Genomic DNA, 18,092 nt, shown 5'->3' with positions numbered 1-18,092 from the left:
CGCCTGCCGACTTCGTTGATGAAAGCGCTTTGAGATGACCGAGCAGAACGAGAACGAGAACGAGAACCAGGTGCCTGACGCTGACGCGCCGCCGGCTGCCGCGAGTGCCGCCGACTCGCAGCCTGCCGCCGGCGCCGCCGTGCCTGCCGCGCCGACCGCCGGCGAGGCGACTTCGGTCGCTGTGAGTGAGGCCGCCGCCCAGCCCGCCACCTGTCCCTTCGACCACACCGCCTTCGCCCGCCGAGCCATGCTCAAGGGCGCGGCGGCGGGCGTGGCCGGCGCCGCGGTCGTCGGTGCCACCGGCTTCGCGATGAACAAGGCCGCCGCCGACACCGCCCCGGTCGCCTCGTCCGCCTCCGGTGGCTCCGGCCGGACCCTGCCCTTCCACGGCGCGCACCAGCAGGGCGTCACCACGCCGGCGCAGAAGCACATGACCCTCGCCGTGTTCGACGTCATCGCCGCCGACAAGGCCGAGCTCGCCACTCTGTTCCAGACGCTCACCGACCGGGCGCGCTTCCTCACCTCCGGCGGCACGCCGCCCGACCTCGGGGTCGGCGCCCCGCCGTCGGACAACGGCATCCTCGGTCCCACGGTCCCCGCCGACGGCCTCACCTTCACCCTCGGCGTCGGCGCCTCGCTCTTCGACGCGCGCTTCGGCCTCGCCGACAAGAAGCCCGTGCGCCTCACGCCGATGAAGACGTTCCCGAACGACAACCTCAACCCCGCCGAGTGCCACGGGGACCTGTCGCTGCAGATCTGCGCCGACAGCCAGGACACCGTCGTGCACGCGATCCGCGACATCGCCAAGCACACCCGGGCCGGCATGCAGCTCAAGTACCGCATCGACGGCTGGGCCAACGATCCGCGCCCCACCGGTGCGCAGCGCAACCTGCTCGGGTTCCACGACGGCATCGCCAACCCCGCCACCGAGCACGAGTTCGACTACCTCGTCTGGGTGCAGCCCGGCGCGCCGGAGCCGGCGTGGACCGCCGGCGGCAGCTACCAGGTGGTGCGGCGGATCCGGATGCTCGTCGAGTTCTGGGACCGGGTCTCGCTGCTGGAGCAGGAGAAGATGATCGGCCGCCGCCGGGACACCGGTGCCCCGCTCGACGGGGGCGCGCAGACCGACATCCCGCAGTACGCGAAGGACCCCAAGGGCGCCAACATCCCGCTGGACGCGCACATCAGGCTGGCCAACCCGCGCACCGCGGAGACCGACCGCAACCGCGTCCTGCGCCGCGGCTACAACTACGACCGGGGCTTCGACAACGTCGGCGACCTGGACATGGGCCTGGCCTTCGTCGCCTACCAGCAGGACATCCAGCGGCAGTTCGAGTTCGTGCAGACCAAGCTCATCGACGAGCCGCTGGTGGACTACATCTCGCCGGTCGGCGGCGGCTACTTCTTCGTGCTGCCCGGGGTGAAGGACGCCTCCGACCACTTCGGCAGCGCGCTGCTGGCCTGAGCCGCACACGCTCCGAGCCGCCGCCGCTTAATCGGTGGCGGGTCCCACACCAGGTGCATACCCTGCACCCATGCCCTTCGACATCAAGATCGTCGAGTACAGCGACGACTTCAGCGACGCGGTCGACGTCACCTTCAGCCGCCCGGCCCAGCGGGGCCGCGGCGCGTACCGCCGGCAGATCTTCGCCGACGAGATCGCCGCCGGCCGGGTCATCGGCGCCTACGACGGCGACCGCGTGGTCGGCACGTTCGCGAACTTCCGCAACACCGTCTCGGTCCCGGGCGGCGCCGCGGTCCCGGCCGCCGCGGTCACGTCGGTCAGCGTCGCGCAGACGCACCGCCGCCGGGGCATCCTGTCCGCGATGATCGCCACCGCCCTGCGGCAGTCCGCGGACGCCGGCGAGCCGCTGTCGATCCTGATTCCGGCGGAATGGCCGATCTACGGCCGCTTCGGCTACGGCCACGCCACCGACGAGACCTCCTACCGCTTCGACAGCAAGCGCTGCGCCGTCTCCAGGCCGCTGCCGGGCACCGTGGACTACGCCTCGGCCCAGGAGTGGGTCGAGGAACTGCCGGCCGCCTACGACCGCCTCCGCGCCACCACGCCCGGCGCGATCGAGTACCGCAACCGCCTCTGGGAGCGCGACGCCGGCCTGCTGACCCACGACGGCAAGCCGACTGACAAGGAAAAGCTCTTCGCGCTCTACCGGGACGAGTCCGGGACGGTTCGCGGCGGCGTGACCTACTCGGTCAAGGAAGGCGACTGGAACGGCTTCGTCGCCAACGACCGCGCCGAGGCGGAAATGCTGGCCGAGGACTCCACGGCCCGCGTCCGCCTGCTCCAGTTCCTGTGGGAACAGGACTGGATCACCACGTTCGACGTCGAGACCTTCCCGGCCGACGACAGCTGGCGGCACCTGATGGCCAACCCCAGGTTCGCGCGCGAGACATCGCGCCACGACGTCCTGTGGGCCCGCGTGCTCGACGTCGCGGCGGCGCTGGAGGCGCGCGCCTACGAGACCGAGGGCCGCCTGGTCCTGGCCGTCACCGACCCGGCCGGCTACGCCGAGGGCGTGTACGCGCTCGAAGGCGGTCCGGCCGGCGCGACCGTGAAGCGCAGCACTGAGAACCCTGACGTGACGCTGCCGGTGCAGACCCTCGGCGCGTTGTACTTCGGCCACCACGCCGCTACGGCGCTGGCCCGGGTCGGGGAGATCACCGAGGAGAAGGCCGGCGGCCTGGCGCTCGCCGACCGGCTGTTCAAGACCGCCGTCCCGCCGCACTGCGTCACATGGTTCTGATCGGACCGGAGCCGGTCGGTCCGTTTCCGGTCGGTCCGGTTCTAGTCCACCGGCCCCGGCTTCGTCGCGCGCTCGTCGATCTCCATCCACGACTGCGGCCGGGTCACCGGGTAGAACCCGGCCTTGGCGTACGTCGAGTGCTTGTCCTTCGTCGCCAGCAGGAACCGGTTGATCCCGATCGCCTTCAGGTCCGCCACGATCTCCCGCGACAGCCACGGGCCGACGCCCTTGCCGCGGTAGGACTCGTCGACGTAGACGTCGCAGAAGTACGCGAAGGTGGCGTGGTCGGTGATCACCCGGGCCACCCCGACCATGGTCTCCCGATCGGCGTAGACGCCGTAGACGTGCGAGCCCTCCAGCGAGCGTTCGACGGCGTCGCGCGGGCGTCCGGCGCCCCACCACGATTCTTCGGCGATCCAGCCGTAGACCTTGTCGGCGTCGACCAGGGCCGGGTCGTCGCTGATGAACAGTCCGTCCTCGCGTGTCACTTCCATGATGGAAAGTCGATCACACCGCCGGTATCGCGGCCAAAAGCCAAAGACCGGAAAGTGGCCCGGTCTCGATGGACGAGACCGGGCCACTGAAGGAAAGACGGAAGATCAGTCGCGGCCCTTCTGCTTGCCGCGCCGCGAGCCGAACACGATCTCGTCCCACGACGGCACCGTGGCCCGCCGCCCCGGCCGTACGCCGTCGGCCTCGGCCTGGCGGTCGGTGGTCCCGACCATCCGCTCCCGGTGCGGGGAGGTGGTGCGCGGGCCGAAGATCGCGTCGTCGAAGGCCGATCCGGCCGACTGCCCGGCCACCGCGGCGATCGGGGCGCGGGAGTCGCCGGCGTCCAGGAAGTCGAAGTCCTCGTCGGGGCCCGCGGCCTGGGAGGGCACGCCCGCGGTGCCGTTGGCGGCGGCCGAGGCCGACACCGCGGCGGACGACGCGGCCGAGGCCGACGCCGAAGCCGGCATCGACGACGGGTGCCGTTCCACCGAGGCGGTCCGCTCCGCGGCCGTGCGCTCGCGCTCACGGTCCCGTTCGCGCTCCCGCTCCAGCGCGCCGCCGGAGCCGTTCGAGCCGTTGGAGGAGAAGGTCTCGGCCGGGCGCCGGCGGGCCTCCAGGTGCACCAGCGAGCCGCCGGCCGAGGAGCCGTTGGCGGCCGGCGCGGGGCCCGGCACCACGGTTCCGCCGGAGAGCACGGAGGCCGCGACGAAGGGGAACATCGGTTCGGCGGCGGCGATCGCGGCGGCGTCCGAGGACAGCAGGCGCGCCTCGTCGTCCTCGGGGGTCACCAGCCGGCGCGGCGGGTCGAAGGCCCACAGCGCCTCGTACGTCTCACCGGAGATCTTGTAGACGGCCTGCACGGTCCAGGTGCCGTCCTCGCGGCGCCAGGAGTCCCAGCGCACCGCGGTCGGGTCCTCGGCCCCGCGCTTGGTCAGCCGCTCGAAGACGATCTCCCCGAGCTTCTGCCCGTGGTTCTCGCCCTGCCGGCGCACCTGCGTGTTCTGAGCCTTTTCCGCCATGAAGGCGCGTTCGGCCAGGATCGGGCCCTCGAAGCGGCGGATGCGCTCGACGGAGATGCCGCAGGCGTCTGCGACCTCCTGCGCGGTGGCGCCCGCGCGGATGCGGGACTGGATGTCCCGGGGGCGCAGCTGCCCTTCTGCCTCTATCTCGATCTGGCCCAGCCGGGCCCGATCGCCGCGCACGGCGGCCCGCAACCGCTCGTCGATGGTCAGATGGAATTCCTGGCCGTCGTTAGAGCGCAGCACAAGTCGCTGACCGTCGCTGGTGACGGCCATGACGCGGAGCTCAGTCACGAGCGGACCTCCCTTCGACGAGTGCTGCCAGCTAGACCGTACTGCATCGACACGCCGATCGGGTACGGGAAACGGATGAGGTCGCCCGGACAGCAAGGGTTGTCGGTCATTTGTCGTACGCCGTCCAGTTGTGGGATGTCAGTTCTGTGACCCCCCGCGGGGCCACCCCTCCCGCCTTGAACCGGGTACATTCCCAGACATCATGGTCGCCAATCCTCATCTTCCAGTTCTTCTGGATCTCTTAGGTGTCTTCGCCGCGGCGGTGGCGGGGGCTTTCGCGGGTCTGCGCAAGGGCCTTGATCTGGTCGGCATCCTCGTCATCGCGGTGGCGTCGTCACTCGGAGGAGGGATGATCCGCGACGCCCTGATCGGGGCCACCCCGGTGGCCGCGATCCAGGACTGGCGCTATTTCGCCGTGGCACTCGCAGCGACCGCGACAGTGCTCCTGGTGACCAGCCGCCGAATGAGTGATTCGAAACTGAAATCGGCGATAGAGGAAGTGCGCGGAAGGGCGGTCCGCTTTGACCGCGTCGCAGTGATCGCCGATGCCCTGACCCTTGGTCTGTTCGCGGTCTCCGGAACTCTCAAAGCATTGGATTACCATCTGCCGGTCTTCCAGGCGGCGCTGCTCGGCACGGTCACCGCGACCGGCGGCGGGGTGGTGCGCGACGTGCTGGTCAACGAGGTCCCGATGGTGCTGCAGCGGGAGCTGTACGCGGTGCCGGCGTTCGTCGGGGGACTGCTGTTCGGCTTGGTGGAGCGGCACGGGTTCGTGGTCCAGGGCTATCTGGCCGCCGCGGCGTCGGTGGCGATCACCGCGGCCATCCGGCTGGTCGCCGTCTGGCGGGACTGGCACGCGCCTCGCCCCGGCGCGGTCGCATAGCGCCGGGGCGAAGCGTTAAGGCTCTGATACTCGTGTTCTAGGTGGGCTTTCTCACAGGGTGATCCCTTAACCCGACATTCCTTGGTGGTGTCTCAGTTCAGGACCTGAGTCGTCCAGTTCGAGGGGTTCTTGCCGAGCGAGGTGATCCGGTCGAGCAGTCCCTTGGCGCCGCCGACGGAGTCCAGCGGGTCCACGCCGCTGATGCCGCCATGGCTGTCCAGAACGCAGATCTGCAGGCCCTCGGAGTCCTTGCAGGCGTTCGTGCCGTCGTTCGGCAGCTTCGGGTACGCGCTCAGGGGCACCGTGCTCTGGGGGTCCGTCCAGCCGACGGGGATGACGATGATGCTGAAGCTGATGTCGATGTGCTTGCCGTCGGTGTAGGACAGCGTCGTCCCGACCGCGGACGGATCCTGTCCGACCACGAGCGGGTCATCCAGCCTGGCGTCGACGAGCGTGCCGCGCGTCGGCATGCCCTCGACGTGGATCGGCATGGGCAGGGAGAAGTTCTTGACGGCCACCGAATCGGCGATTTCGATCAGCGTCTCCCGCAACTGGGTGCCGTGGGGCTGGTCGTACGCGGCGAGCGTGAACCAGGACCCGGATGCCGTCTGCCACACCAGGCGGTCCGGATAAGTCCCCGTGGTTCCGCCGTCGTTGTTGTGCAGGATGTACGCCTTCGCGCTCCCCTTGACCTTCACATCTGTCTTCGTCTCCGAAGTCAGTGGCCTGGGCTCGGTGGCGGACGGGGTCAGCTCCAGTCGCGACGGGTTCAGGTAGCTGGGCTTGGAGCTGGGCACCTGTGGCTTGGTCTCCAAAGTGACCGTGGTGGAGCCGGAGCTGTAGTCGTATTCGTGCGTCGCCACCTGGTAGCCGTCCGGCAGGTATCCGAAGGAGGCGACCTCGGTGAGCGGGTCGGTACCGGTGAGGTCTCCGGCCAGCGCGGGCGCGGGCTCGGGCCGCTCCGCCGGCGACGTCCCGCCGAGCCCGTTCGCCACCAGCGCGCACGCCGCGACCACCGCCAGGCCGCCGGCCGCCGGTGCCACCCGGGCCGTGATCATCCGGCGCCGGCCGTCGGCGCGGGCGCGGCCGATGTCGATGGTGCTGGGCGGCGCGTCGGCGTACTCGGCGTCCGCCAGTTCTACGAGCGAGGTCTTCAAATCCTGATTCACAGCATTCCCTCCATCGCGGGGATCAGATTCGGGTCGAGAAGGTTGCGCAGCGTCGCCAGGCCGCGGGTGGACTGGCTCTTGACGGTGCCGGTCGAGCAGCTCATGAGCTGGGCGGTCTGTTCGACCGACAGGTCGCAGTAGAAGCGCAGGACCACCGTGGCGCGCTGCCGCGGGGGCAGCTTCGCCAGTGCCGTCTTCAGGTCCAGGCCCAGCTCCAGGTCACCGAGCGCGGCCGGGTCCGGCTCCGGATCGGCGGCGTGCCCGCCCCCGAAGCGGTGCAGGACCGTCCACTTGGCCCAGCCGGAGCGCTGCTCGGCCAGGAAGGTGTTGACCAGCGTGCGGCGGGCGTAGCCGTCGACGTTGTCGGCCCGCCGGGCCCGGTGCCAGTGCGCGTAGAGCTTGGTGATCGTGCTCTGCACCAGGTCGTCGGCGCGGTGCCAGTCCCCGCACAACAGATAGGCGACCCGGCGCAGCCAGGCCTGCCGGGCGCTGGCGTACTCGGTGAATTCGGCGTCGCGGTCGGGCGTCGCCATAGGCCTCCCCCTCGGTCGGTGTGTTACTCGGACAGTCACCTGATGCGTTCGGGTGCGCGAGGGGTTGCATGCGAATGGCGCCGTGCTTCGGCACGGCGCCATCGGGTCGGCGGGTTCGGCGGATACTCCGATCAGTCGATCAGTCGATCAGTCGATGACCAGCTCGATCTCGGGCTGGTCCGTCCCCAGGTCCAGGTAGCAGGCCCCGGGCGCCACGTACTCGGTCCCGCCGGGGCCGTTGATGTGGATCCCGGTGAACACCGCCACGTGCGCCGGCAGGGAGTTGCCCTCGCGCAGCACGCCGATCACCTTGTGCGTGTCCGCGGTGATGACGTCCCGGGCGATCCGGGTGAGTCCGGCCAGGTCCGGGACCGGACCGTCCGGCAGGAACGGCGGGATGCGGTCGCGGAGCATGCTCTGCTCCGGGTCGGCCAGGTCCAGGAAGGGGTAGTCGCCGGTCGGGGCGTTGTCGCCGCGCAGCTCGTCGTGCAGGGCCATCAGGGCGCCGCAGGTGTGCGAGACGCCGGGGACGCCGGGGCGCTCGACGTTGCCGATCACGCCGTGCGCGTCGATCCCTATGTGCGGGAGCGCGACCAGGACGAAGCGTCGGACGCCGTCCTCCACCGGGGCGTGGCCCGAGGCGGCCAGGATCCCGGTGCGGCCGAGCACGATCATCCCGGCCAGGCCGGCCATGTTGAAGCCGGCGCCCCAGGTGTCGTACAGGCGCGCGGTGATGGTCACCGCGAGCTCGTCGCGGCAGGTCGCGATCAGCGGGAGGGTGTTGGCGGCATGGAATCCGTGGGGCGCGAGCAGCTCGCGTGTGGCGCGTACGAAGCCGGTCGCCGGGATGGCGTCCGGGAACGTGGTGCGAAGGACCTTCGAGGCCGCGGTCGGGGTGCTGGTCTCTGGGTTCATGGGCACAGTATCCATTGGGACGATTGTCACAAGGCCCGCGCCGCCGGGCCAGCGGCCACCCGGGTGAGCGTGCTCACAGCGCCCGCCGGGCCGCGGGCGACGGGCGTCCGCGCAGGTCCGCACCCGTGTGGCGCACCCCGGGTTGGTACCGTGCGGCGGCACCCACTAGAGTGTCTTGATGTCGAGATACTTTCCGCAAGCGAGAGCTGGGCCATGGCAATGACCTCCAAGAACAGCTTCGGCGCCCGCGACACCCTCTCGGTGGGCGCGCAGTCGTACGAGATCTTCCGCATCGGGGCCGTCGAGGGCTCCGAGCGCCTCCCCTTCAGCCTGAAGGTGCTGCTGGAGAACCTCCTGCGCACCGAGGACGGCGCCAACGTCACCGCTTCCCAGATCCAGGCCCTGGGGCAGTGGGACCCGAACGCCCAGCCGGACACCGAGATCCAGTTCACGCCGGCGCGCGTGATCATGCAGGACTTCACCGGCGTCCCCTGCGTGGTCGACCTGGCCACCATGCGCGAGGCCGTGGCCGAGCTCGGCGGCGACCCGGCGAAGATCAACCCGCTGGCCCCGGCCGAGCTGGTGATCGACCACTCGGTGATCGCCGACGTCTTCGGCCGCCCGGATGCCTTCGAGCGCAACGTCGAGATCGAGTACGGCCGCAACCGCGAGCGCTACCAGTTCCTGCGCTGGGGGCAGACCGCCTTCGACGAGTTCAAGGTGGTCCCGCCCGGCACCGGCATCGTGCACCAGGTGAACATCGAGCACCTGGCGCGCGTGGTCTTCGACCGCAACGGCCAGGCCTACCCCGACACCCTGGTCGGCACCGACTCGCACACCACCATGGTCAACGGCCTGGGCGTGCTGGGCTGGGGCGTGGGCGGCATCGAGGCCGAGGCCGCGATGCTCGGCCAGCCGGTCAGCATGCTGATCCCGCGCGTGGTCGGCTTCAAGCTGCACGGCGAGCTGCCCGCCGGCGCCACCGCCACCGACCTGGTGCTCACCATCACCGAGATGCTGCGCAAGCACGGCGTCGTCGGCAAGTTCGTGGAGTTCTACGGCGCCGGCGTGGCCGCGGTCCCGCTGGCCAACCGCGCCACCATCGGCAACATGTCGCCGGAGTTCGGCTCGACCTGCGCGATCTTCCCGATCGACGACGAGACCATCAGCTACCTGAAGCTCACCGGCCGCTCCGCGGAGCAGCTGGCGCTGGTCGAGGCGTACGCCAAGGCCCAGGGCCTGTGGCACGACGCCTCCCGCGAGCCGTCCTACTCCGAGTACCTGGAGCTGGACCTGGCCAGCGTGGTCCCCTCGATCGCCGGCCCGAAGCGCCCGCAGGACCGCGTGGTGCTGGCCGAGGCGAAGGACAAGTTCGCCGAGGTGCTGCCGACCTACGCCGCGCAGGGCACCAAGCCGACCCCGGTCACGATGGAGGACGGCACCCAGGTCGTCATCGACAACGGCGCGGTCGTGATCGCCTCGATCACCTCCTGCACCAACACCTCGAACCCGCAGGTGATGATCGGCGCCGCGCTGCTGGCCAAGAACGCGGTGGAGAAGGGCCTGCACGCCAAGCCGTGGGTCAAGACCACCCTGGCGCCCGGCTCGAAGGTCGTCTCCGACTACTACGAGCGCGCGGGCCTGACACCGTACCTGGACAAGCTCGGCTTCAACCTGGTCGGCTACGGCTGCGTCACCTGCATCGGCAACTCCGGCCCGCTGCCGGAGCCGGTCAGCAAGGCGGTCAACGAGGCGGACCTGGCGGTGGTGTCGGTGCTGTCCGGCAACCGCAACTTCGAGGGCCGCATCAACCCGGACGTGAAGATGAACTACCTCGCGTCCCCGCCGCTGGTCGTGGCCTACGCCATCGCCGGCACCATGGACTTCGACTTCGAGAACGAGCCGCTGGGCTACGACGGCGACGACAAGCCGGTGTTCCTGAAGGACATCTGGCCCTCCACCCAGGAGATCCAGTCGGTCATCGAGCAGGCCATCACCGCCGAGATGTTCGCCAAGGACTACGCGGACGTCTTCCACGGCGACGAGCGCTGGCGCTCGCTGCCCACCCCGACCGGCAACGTCTTCGAGTGGGACACGGACTCCACCTACGTCCGCAAGCCCCCGTACTTCGAGGGCATGTCCGCCGAGCCGTCGCCGGTCGCCGACATCCACGCCGCCCGCGTCCTGGCCAAGCTCGGCGACTCGGTGACCACCGACCACATCAGCCCGGCCGGCTCCATCAAGGCCGACAGCCCGGCCGGCAAGTACCTGGCCGAGCACGGCGTGGGCCCCCGCGACTTCAACAGCTACGGCAGCCGCCGCGGCAACCACGAGGTGATGATCCGCGGCACCTTCGCGAACATCCGCCTGCGCAACCAGCTCCTCGACGGCGTCGAGGGCGGCTTCACGAAGAACCTCCTGTCCGGCGAGCAGACCACCATCTACGACGCCTCCCAGGCCTACCAGGCCGCCGGCATCCCGCTGGTCGTCCTCGCGGGCAAGGAGTACGGCTCGGGCTCCTCCCGCGACTGGGCCGCGAAGGGCACGGCCCTGCTCGGCGTGAAGGCGGTCGTCGCCGAGAGCTACGAGCGCATCCACCGCTCCAACCTGATCGGCATGGGCGTCGTCCCGCTGCAGTACCCGGCGGGCCAGAACGCGGAGTCCCTCGGCCTGACCGGCGAGGAGACCTTCGAGATCACCGGCCTGGAGGAGCTGAACAACGGCAGCACCCCCCGCACGGTGAAGGTGAAGGCCGGCACGTCCGGGGGACAGAACATTGAGTTCGACGCGGTGGTCCGCATCGACACCCCCGGCGAGGCCGACTACTACCGCAACGGCGGCATCATGCAGTACGTGCTGCGGAACCTGCTGAAGAAGTAAGCGGAAGCGCCCTGAAGCAGCCCTCGGCCCGGTCGGGCCGGGGGCTGCTTTATGCTCCCGGCATGGTCGATGATCGCGTTGCCGCGGCGGTGTACGAGCACGTCCGAGCGTTCAGCAAAGGCGACCTCCCGGCCCTGATGGCCGGCCTCGCCGACGACACGGTCTGGATCACCGGCCGCACGACGGTCCGAGGCCGCGCCGAGCTGGAGCCGTTCTTCCGCGAGGCGATAGCCGGCCTGCACCCGACGCTGGCGGTGGAGAGCCTGCTGGTCGACCGGGACCGGGCGGCGTGTCAGCTGACCGAGACCCTGCTGTGGGACGGCGCGGAGCGGTCCTACGCGATCGCGGCGTTCTTCACTCTGCGCGACGGGCTGATCGTGACGGCGAAGGTGTATCGCGAGGGCACGGCCGAGCTGGACTGAGCGGCGGCGACGGATTCGGGCGGCCGCAACGGATTCCGGCGCTCAGCCCAGCCGCCGCAGCTCCCCGGTAGCGACCAAAGCCCAGTGCTGGTCGGGGCCGGAGGCCGCCCGGGTGAACCACATGCGCGCCTCCGGCGCGTCGCGGCGGCGGTAGGCGATGACGCCGAGGAAGACCATCGCGGCCGGGGCGGTGTCGGGGTCGCCGATGGCGGCCACCGCGAGGAAGGACAGGCGGGCGCCGGGGAGGTCGCCTTCGGTGTAGGCGTACATGGCGCCGTCGAAGAAGGCTCGGGCTTCCTTGCGCAGGACGCGTGGGAGGCCGGGGGCGGAGTACAGCGAGCGGGCTATGGCGGCGTGCGCGTCGATGGGTTCGTTGGCTGGGAGGGTTGGTAGTTCCTCGGAGCCCAGCGGGACGAAAGGCTCCTCGGGTTCCTCCGGCTCTTCAGGCTTCTCCAGCTCTTCAACCGTGTCCGGCTCGTCGCCGTTATTGTCGTCATCGTCGTCGTCAGGGGTGTCATCCGGGGACATGCCGTCTTCTTACCCGCGGCTTAACCCCGTTCCCCGATTCTGACGGTGTGAGCATCGACCAGAACAGATCCGCCGTCGCGCATCTGCTGCGGCGTGCCGGGTTCGGCGCGAGCGGGGCGGAGATCGACGCCGCCGCGAAGGCCGGGTACGAGGCGACCGTGGCCGCGCTCCTGGCGCCGGCCGGTGTCGATCCCGGCGCCGCCGCGACGCCGGCGCCCGGCTACCCGGCGATGAAGGTGCCCAAGAAGGGCAGCGCGCAGGATGACTACCAGATGGTCGGCTGGTGGCTGGCGCGGATGGCCGCGGTCACGCAGCCGCTGGTGGAGAAGCGCACCTTCTTCTTCCACGGGCACTTCGCGACCTCCGTCCAGAAGGTCGCCAGCCCCGGCTTCATGATCCAGCAGAACCAGACCATGCGGACCCTCGGGGGCGGCGACTTCGCCGTGCTGGCGCACGCGATGGTCCGGGACCCGGCGATGATGCTGTGGCTGGACAGCGCCGGCAACACGCTGAAGGCCCCGAACGAGAACCTGGCGCGCGAGCTGATGGAGCTCTTCACGCTCGGCGTCGGCAACTACACCGAGGACGACGTCCGCGCCGGCGCCCGCGCCCTCACCGGCTGGCGCCTGGACGCCTCCGGCAAGGCCACGCTTGTGCCCAAGCTGCACGACGACACCCCCAAGACCATCCTCGGCAAGACCGCCGACTTCGACGACACCTCGTTCGTCGACTGGATCCTGCAGCAGCCGGCCTCGCCGAAGTTCGTCGCCGGCCGCTTCTGGGACCGCTTCGGCATGCCGGGCCCGATCCCGCCGGACGTCTCCGGCCGCCTGCTCGCTGCCTACGGCCCGAACCGCGACGTCACCGCGCTTCTCAGGGCCCTGTTCCTGGACCCGGTCTTCCGCGGTCCGCAGGCGCGCTACGCCCTGGTGAAGCAGCCCACTGAGTATGTCGTCGGTGTTCTCAGAGCCCTGCGAATCAAGATCGACGCCGGCCCGGACTCGAAGGACAACCAGGCCCTGCGCACCGCGCTCAACGGCCTGGGCCAACTGCCCTTCTACCCGCCGAACGTCGGCGGCTGGCCCGAGGGCACGGCCTGGCTCACCACCGCCGCCGCGCAGACCCGCTTCGTCTTCGCGCAGTGGGCCGTCGCCAAGGGCGACCTGTCGCAGGTCGAGAACAGCAGCCCCTCGCAGCGCATCGACGCCGTCGCGCACCTGCTCGGGATCGACGCCTTCACCGACCGCAGCGTCGCCGCCCTCACCGAGGTCGTGGCCGACCCCGAGCAGTTGGTGACCCTGGCGCTGCTGGCGCCCGAGTACCTCGTGAACTGACGACCGGAATCCGTACTGACGACCGGAACCTAAGGACTCGAACATGGACACCGTGACCCGCCGCCGCTTCCTGGAGTTGTCCGGCGTCATGTCCACCGGCGCGTTCGCGGCGGCCTGCTCGTCGTCGCACGGCCACCCGGTCGGCGCCCCGGCGCTGAGGCCCGGCGGCCCGACGACCTCCGGCGCGCAGCTCGGCGCGGCCGCCCAGCACGCGCCGTTGGCCCCGGGCTCCGGCGTGCTGGTGCTGGTGACGCTCTACGGCGGCAACGACGGCCTCAACACCGTGATCCCGTACGCCGACCCGGCCTACAACAGCTCGCGCCCCGACCTGGCCTACAGCGCCGGCCAGGTCCTGGACCTCGGCGACGGCCTGGGCTTCAACCCGGCCATGACCGGCCTGCACGAGATGTGGCAGCGCAAGCTCTGCGCCGTGGTGCGCGGCGTCGGCTACCCGCAGCCCAACCACAGCCACTTCGTCTCCATGGACATCTGGCAGACCGCCACGCCCGGCGAGCCCACCGGCTCGGGCTGGCTCGGCCGCTGGCTGGACGCCCAGCCCGACGACCAGATCAGGGCGCTGCGCGCGATCTCCGTCGGCGGCACGCTCCCGCCGCTGCTCGGCGGCACCAAGACCGCCGGCAGCTCGCTGCCGATCGGCCAGTTCCGGCTGCCCAAGGCCGGACCGCTGGACACCGGCTTCATGGGCCTGGGACAGCCCTCGGCACAGGACTCCACGCTGGCCGCCTACGCCGCGCGCGACGTCTCCGACCTGTTCACCGTCGCCAAGACCTTCAGCCCGGCGCTGGCCTCGGCGAAGAGCGCCGGGACCGCCAAGGCCGGCAAGACCGGCAAGGCCGCGGCGGCCGGCGCGGGTGCGGCCGCCGGAGCTGGCGCGGCCGGCGCGGCCAAGGCCGCCAAAACCTCAGCCCTCGCTCAACAACTCGACATCGTCGCCGAGTGCATCAACGCCTCGGTGCCGACCCGCGTCTACAGCGTCAGCCTCGGCGGCTTCGACACGCACAGTGCCGAGAAGGGCACGCAGTCGACGCTCTGGGGCGAGGTCGACAAAGCGGTCACGGACTTCCAGAACTCGATCGCCGGCGGACCCCACGGCAAGGACGTGGTCACCGTGCTGTACACCGAGTTCGGCCGCCGCGTGCACGCCAACGCCAACCAGGGCACCGACCACGGCACCGCCGGTCCCGTCCTGGTCATCGGCGAGCCGGTGAACGGCGGCTTCCACGGCGAGCAGCCCTCGCTGACCGACCTGGACAACGGCGACCTGAAGTTCAGCACCGACTTCCGCAGCGTCTACGCGACCCTGCTGGACAAGGTCCTCGGCGCGGACCCGGCGCAGATCCTCGGCCAGGACCAGCCCCGACTCGCCTTCCTGCAATGAAAGGCGATTCTCGACCGAGCCTGCTGCGGCCGAGAATCGCTTTCCATTGCTTAGCCGGGAATGACGCGGAAGTCGTACGGCTCGCGCAGCCGATTCGCCACTCCCCGTGCCATGACGATATTCCGGGTCAGGGCGTCGAGTTTGGCGGTGGCTTCGTAGCGGCGGCCTTTGGTCTCGCCCTTGGCGGCCAGTAACCCGCGATCGGTCAGGGTGCGCAGGTCCCGCGCGGCTTGGTCGTTGGACAGGTCTTCGTCGCGTTGGTACATGGTGCGCCGTACGGCACCGCCTCGGACTGCCTCGTACAAGGCCGTGACGGTGCGTTCCGGAAGCTGTTCGGACTCGGCGACGGTCAGGAGGCCCATCCACAGCCGTGCCGCCACGTTTGCACGCGACCGGATGAGCTGCGCTTGAAGGTGGTGCGCGCGGAGGTTGAACCGTACCCAGGCCAGGGTGTCGTCGCCCTTGCTCGGGGCGAAACGGCCCTGCTGTACGTGGACGAGCGCGTCGTAGTAGTCGTAGGTGTTGCGTCCGATGCCCAGCCATTCCTCGATGGATGAGAACTCGGGGGCGAGTTCGCCGCAGCGCGCCATGACGAGCGTGTGGATGGTCCGGGACATACGGCCGTTGCCGTCGCGCCATGGGTGGATGGATGCCAGGTTGAGGTGCGCCATCGCAGCGCGAACGTAGGACGGGGCCTCCAGGTCGCCCTCGTTGAGCCAATCGCTGAGTTCGGTCATGAGCACGGGCACGTCGTCGGCGTCGGGGCCGGTGTAGACCACCGTGTTGGTCGCCTGCTCGGTGACGCTGATGTCGCCGGGCCGGAAACGGCCGGGCCATTTCTCCAGGTGGTGCTTGAGCATGATGTGGTGCAGCGCGTTGATGAACATCGGGTGCCACGAGAACTCCCCGGCATTGGCGAGTTGCTGTACATACGTGAGTGCGTCGCGGTAACCGAGAATGTCGGCCCAGGTATCCGCATCGGTCTCGGTCGGTTCCTCGCCGGCGACCGCGGCTTCGGCGTCCATCAGATTGACACGGATGCCTTCGATGGAATTGGAGCCGGCGATGGCGGCGGCTGTGAGGCTCCGCCGGAGGAGGCCGGTCCATTTGCGTGGAGAAGCGACCTGGTGCTTCAACTCCTCGCGCATGGCGGTGAGCTCGTCGAGAACCCGTAGGTCGTCGTCGGTCAGTGTCGGAGTCGCGTGAAGCATGCCGCCAGTGTATCCCATGAATGCTGAAATGATTCAAGCATTCAGGCAAGCGGCGTGAACCCTGTTCGCCCCATCCTCCGAAGCGGTGCCACCACGTTGCGAACACGCTGCGCGGGCCATGTGAAGATCATGTAGAAGGAGGTGGGAAGCGCCAGGGCGGCGCTCGGACCAGGCTTAGACTCTCTGCCGTATAACTGGAAGCCAGGAGTGTTGTTTCAAGTTCAACAGAAGGAGGATCGGGTGGCACTGCTGGAGGCGATCCAGGGTCCGCGCGATCTGGACAAGCTCAGCTCTGAGCAGCTCGTCGAGCTCGCTGCGGAGATCCGTGCTTACCTGATCCCGACTGTGGCGAAGACGAGCGGGCACATCGGCCCGAACCTGGGGGTGGTGGAGCTCACCATCGCGCTGCACCGGGTCTTCGACTCGCCCAAGGACACCATCCTGTGGGACGTGGGCCACCAGGCCTACGTGCACAAACTCCTCACCGGCCGCCAGGACTTCTCCGCGCTGCGGCACGCCGGCGGCCTGTCCGGCTATCCGGCGCGCGCGGAGTCCGAGCACGACGTGATCGAGAACTCCCACGCCTCCACCGCGCTGGCCTACGCCGACGGCATCGCCAAGGCGCACGAGGTGCGCGGCGTCACCGACCGCCAGGTCGTGGCGGTGATCGGGGACGGCGCGCTGACCGGCGGCATGGCCTGGGAGGCGCTGAACAACATCGCCGCGGCCAAGGACCGCCCGGTGATCATCGTGGTCAACGACAACGAGCGCTCCTACTCCCCGACCATCGGCGGCCTGGCCGACCACCTGGCGACCCTGCGCACCACCCAGGGCTACGAGCGCTTCCTGGAGTGGGGCCGCGGCATGCTCGGCCGCACCCCGGTCATCGGCACCCCGCTGTACGAGGCGCTGCACGGCGTCAAGAAGGGCCTGAAGGACATCGTCGCCCCGCAGGGGATGTTCGAGGACCTGGGCCTGAAGTACGTCGGCCCGGTCGACGGGCACGACATCGCCGGCATGGAGGCCGCGCTGCGCCGGGCCCGGCACTACCGCGGCCCGGTGATCGTGCACGCGATCACCCGCAAGGGCGAGGGCTACCCGGCCGCCCGCAACAACGTCAACGACCAGCTGCACCAGGTCGCCGTGGACAGCGACCCGGAGACCGGGCAGCCGCTGGTCCCCGCCGGCGCCTCCTGGACCTCGGTGTTCGCCGACGAGATGGTGAAGGTCGGGGCCGAGCGCGACGACGTGGTCGGCATCACCGCGGCCATGCTGCACCCGGTGGGCCTGGCCAAGTTCGCCGAGCGGCACCCGGACCGGATCTTCGACGTCGGCATCGCCGAGCAGCACGCGGTCACCTCCGCCTGCGGCATGGCCTTCGCCGGCCTGCACCCGGTGGTGGCGATCTACGCGACCTTCCTCAACCGCGCCTTCGACCAGGTCCTGATGGACGCCGCGCTACACAACGCGGGCGTCACCTTCGTCGCCGACCGGGCCGGGGTCACCGGCAACGACGGCGCCAGCCACAACGGCATGTGGGACATGTCGATCTTCCAGGTGGTGCCCCGGCTGCGGATCGCCGCCCCGCGCGACGGCTCGCAGCTGCGGGCCCAGCTGCGCGAGGCGCTGGACGTCGCCGACGCGCCGACCATGATCCGGTTCTCCAAGGGCACGGTCTGCGAGGACATCCCGGCGGTGGCCAAGGCCGGATCGATGGACGTGCTGCGCACCACCGCGGGCAGCGGGCTGGCCCCGGACGTGCTGATCGTCAGCGTCGGGGCGATGGCGCAGGTCTGCCTGGACGTCGCCGAGCGGCTGGCCGACCAGGGCATCGGCGCCACCGTGGTGGACCCGCGCTGGGTCAAGCCGGTCGACCCGGCGGTCCTGATGCTGGCCGCCGAGCACCGCCTGGTGGTCACCGTCGAGGACAACGTCCGGGTCGGCGGCGTCGGCTGCGTGGTGGCCCAGGCGCTGCGCGACGCCGGCGTGCACACCCCGCTGCGCGACTTCGGCGTGCCGGCGGAGTTCCTGGACCACGCCAACCGCGGCGAGGTGCTGGAGCAGATCGGCCTGACCGGCCAGCGCGTCGCGCACGAGGTCGTCGGTCTGGTCGCGGGTCTGGGCAGCGCGGTCGCGGCGGACCGGGCCACGGCGGCCAACGGTTCGGCCAACGGCTCGTCCAGCGGTTCGTCCAACGGTTCGGCACCGAAAGTCACGACACGGTAGCAGTCTGCTGACCTTAGGGGGT

At 70.1% G+C, this 18,092-nt stretch carries 15 protein-coding genes; 8 read left to right on the top strand and 7 right to left on the bottom strand.

Annotated features, from left to right (window positions below; all coding sequences use genetic code 11):
• Nucleotides 1–34 precede the first annotated feature (34 nt).
• Nucleotides 35–1,465: an iron uptake transporter deferrochelatase/peroxidase subunit gene (efeB, locus tag ABH920_RS10560; protein ID WP_370348722.1), complete on the top strand. Its 1,431-nt coding sequence runs from the start codon at nucleotides 35–37 to the stop codon at nucleotides 1,463–1,465.
• Nucleotides 1,466–1,535: 70 nt separating this feature from the next.
• Complete coding sequence (locus tag ABH920_RS10555; protein ID WP_370348721.1) at nucleotides 1,536–2,765, top strand: GNAT family N-acetyltransferase; 1,230 nt, start codon at nucleotides 1,536–1,538, stop codon at nucleotides 2,763–2,765.
• Between the two features lie 41 nt (nucleotides 2,766–2,806).
• Here the strand turns inward: ABH920_RS10555 and ABH920_RS10550 are convergent, their stop codons facing one another.
• Together ABH920_RS10550 and sepH are read right to left on the bottom strand one after the other, a co-directional pair.
• On the bottom strand, nucleotides 2,807–3,259 hold the full coding sequence (locus ABH920_RS10550; RefSeq protein WP_370348720.1) for a GNAT family N-acetyltransferase: 453 nt from the start codon (nucleotides 3,257–3,259) through the stop codon (nucleotides 2,807–2,809).
• A 105-nt stretch (nucleotides 3,260–3,364) separates the two neighbouring features.
• Nucleotides 3,365–4,570, bottom strand: a complete 1,206-nt coding sequence (gene sepH / locus ABH920_RS10545; RefSeq protein ID WP_370348719.1) for a septation protein SepH — start codon at nucleotides 4,568–4,570, stop codon at nucleotides 3,365–3,367.
• 202 nt (nucleotides 4,571–4,772) lie between these two features.
• Between sepH and ABH920_RS10540 the strand changes: the two genes are divergently transcribed.
• Nucleotides 4,773–5,453, top strand: coding sequence for a trimeric intracellular cation channel family protein (locus ABH920_RS10540; RefSeq protein ID WP_370348718.1), 681 nt, complete (start codon nucleotides 4,773–4,775; stop codon nucleotides 5,451–5,453).
• Between the two features lie 92 nt (nucleotides 5,454–5,545).
• Here the strand turns inward: ABH920_RS10540 and ABH920_RS10535 are convergent, their stop codons facing one another.
• The 3 genes from ABH920_RS10535 to ABH920_RS10525 form a co-directional block, all read right to left on the bottom strand.
• The gene (locus ABH920_RS10535; protein WP_370348717.1) at nucleotides 5,546–6,622 is read right to left on the bottom strand and encodes a hypothetical protein; all 1,077 of its coding nucleotides are present in this window, start codon (nucleotides 6,620–6,622) and stop codon (nucleotides 5,546–5,548) included.
• On the bottom strand, nucleotides 6,619–7,155 hold the full coding sequence (locus ABH920_RS10530) for a SigE family RNA polymerase sigma factor (RefSeq protein ID WP_370348716.1): 537 nt from the start codon (nucleotides 7,153–7,155) through the stop codon (nucleotides 6,619–6,621). Before ABH920_RS10530 ends, ABH920_RS10535 begins: the two co-directional genes overlap by 4 nt.
• A 147-nt stretch (nucleotides 7,156–7,302) precedes the next feature.
• Nucleotides 7,303–8,070 (bottom strand): hypothetical protein, encoded by a 768-nt coding sequence (locus ABH920_RS10525; RefSeq protein ID WP_370348715.1) that lies wholly within the window; start codon nucleotides 8,068–8,070, stop codon nucleotides 7,303–7,305.
• A 219-nt stretch (nucleotides 8,071–8,289) separates the two neighbouring features.
• On the opposite strand from ABH920_RS10525, the gene acnA reads away from it, so the two are divergent.
• Together acnA and ABH920_RS10515 are read left to right on the top strand one after the other, a co-directional pair.
• Nucleotides 8,290–10,950 carry an aconitate hydratase AcnA gene (gene acnA, locus ABH920_RS10520; RefSeq protein WP_370349027.1) on the top strand — a complete coding sequence of 887 codons (2,661 nt, stop codon included), beginning with the start codon at nucleotides 8,290–8,292 and terminating at the stop codon, nucleotides 10,948–10,950.
• 62 nt (nucleotides 10,951–11,012) lie between these two features.
• A complete protein-coding gene (locus ABH920_RS10515; protein WP_370348714.1) occupies nucleotides 11,013–11,372 on the top strand; it encodes a nuclear transport factor 2 family protein in 360 nt (119 codons plus the stop codon).
• A 42-nt stretch (nucleotides 11,373–11,414) separates the two neighbouring features.
• Here the strand turns inward: ABH920_RS10515 and ABH920_RS10510 are convergent, their stop codons facing one another.
• Nucleotides 11,415–11,900, bottom strand: a complete 486-nt coding sequence (locus tag ABH920_RS10510) for a hypothetical protein (protein WP_370348713.1) — start codon at nucleotides 11,898–11,900, stop codon at nucleotides 11,415–11,417.
• A 47-nt stretch (nucleotides 11,901–11,947) separates the two neighbouring features.
• Between ABH920_RS10510 and ABH920_RS10505 the strand changes: the two genes are divergently transcribed.
• On the top strand, nucleotides 11,948–13,234 hold the full coding sequence (locus ABH920_RS10505; protein ID WP_370348712.1) for a DUF1800 family protein: 1,287 nt from the start codon (nucleotides 11,948–11,950) through the stop codon (nucleotides 13,232–13,234).
• Between the two features lie 43 nt (nucleotides 13,235–13,277).
• Complete coding sequence (locus ABH920_RS10500; protein ID WP_370348711.1) at nucleotides 13,278–14,633, top strand: DUF1501 domain-containing protein; 1,356 nt, start codon at nucleotides 13,278–13,280, stop codon at nucleotides 14,631–14,633.
• A gap of 50 nt (nucleotides 14,634–14,683) precedes the next feature.
• Here ABH920_RS10500 and ABH920_RS10495 read toward each other — a convergent pair whose 3' ends face one another.
• Nucleotides 14,684–15,844 carry a Fic family protein gene (locus ABH920_RS10495; RefSeq protein ID WP_370348710.1) on the bottom strand — a complete coding sequence of 387 codons (1,161 nt, stop codon included), beginning with the start codon at nucleotides 15,842–15,844 and terminating at the stop codon, nucleotides 14,684–14,686.
• 240 nt (nucleotides 15,845–16,084) lie between these two features.
• Here ABH920_RS10495 and dxs point away from each other — a divergent pair, with 240 nt between their 5' ends.
• The gene (gene dxs / locus ABH920_RS10490) at nucleotides 16,085–18,070 is read left to right on the top strand and encodes a 1-deoxy-D-xylulose-5-phosphate synthase (RefSeq protein ID WP_370348709.1); all 1,986 of its coding nucleotides are present in this window, start codon (nucleotides 16,085–16,087) and stop codon (nucleotides 18,068–18,070) included.
• The last annotated feature ends 22 nt before the right edge of the window (nucleotides 18,071–18,092 follow it).

The organism is Catenulispora sp. EB89 (assembly GCF_041261445.1).
In the GTDB taxonomy this organism is placed as follows: Bacteria; Actinomycetota; Actinomycetes; order Streptomycetales; family Catenulisporaceae; genus Catenulispora.
This window is presented reverse-complemented; position numbering and strand designations above follow the sequence as displayed.

Coding starts and splice junctions, on each gene's coding strand:
- efeB (WP_370348722.1), top strand. CDS start 35: ATGACCGAGCAGAACGAGAACGAGAACGAGAACCAGGTGCCTGACGCT.
- ABH920_RS10555 (WP_370348721.1), top strand. CDS start 1,536: ATGCCCTTCGACATCAAGATCGTCGAGTACAGCGACGACTTCAGCGAC.
- ABH920_RS10550 (WP_370348720.1), bottom strand. CDS start 3,259: ATGGAAGTGACACGCGAGGACGGACTGTTCATCAGCGACGACCCGGCC.
- ABH920_RS10540 (WP_370348718.1), top strand. CDS start 4,773: ATGGTCGCCAATCCTCATCTTCCAGTTCTTCTGGATCTCTTAGGTGTC.
- ABH920_RS10530 (WP_370348716.1), bottom strand. CDS start 7,155: ATGGCGACGCCCGACCGCGACGCCGAATTCACCGAGTACGCCAGCGCC.
- ABH920_RS10525 (WP_370348715.1), bottom strand. CDS start 8,070: ATGAACCCAGAGACCAGCACCCCGACCGCGGCCTCGAAGGTCCTTCGC.
- acnA (WP_370349027.1), top strand. CDS start 8,290: ATGACCTCCAAGAACAGCTTCGGCGCCCGCGACACCCTCTCGGTGGGC.
- ABH920_RS10515 (WP_370348714.1), top strand. CDS start 11,013: ATGGTCGATGATCGCGTTGCCGCGGCGGTGTACGAGCACGTCCGAGCG.
- ABH920_RS10510 (WP_370348713.1), bottom strand. CDS start 11,900: ATGTCCCCGGATGACACCCCTGACGACGACGATGACGACAATAACGGC.
- ABH920_RS10500 (WP_370348711.1), top strand. CDS start 13,278: ATGGACACCGTGACCCGCCGCCGCTTCCTGGAGTTGTCCGGCGTCATG.
- ABH920_RS10495 (WP_370348710.1), bottom strand. CDS start 15,844: ATGCTTCACGCGACTCCGACACTGACCGACGACGACCTACGGGTTCTC.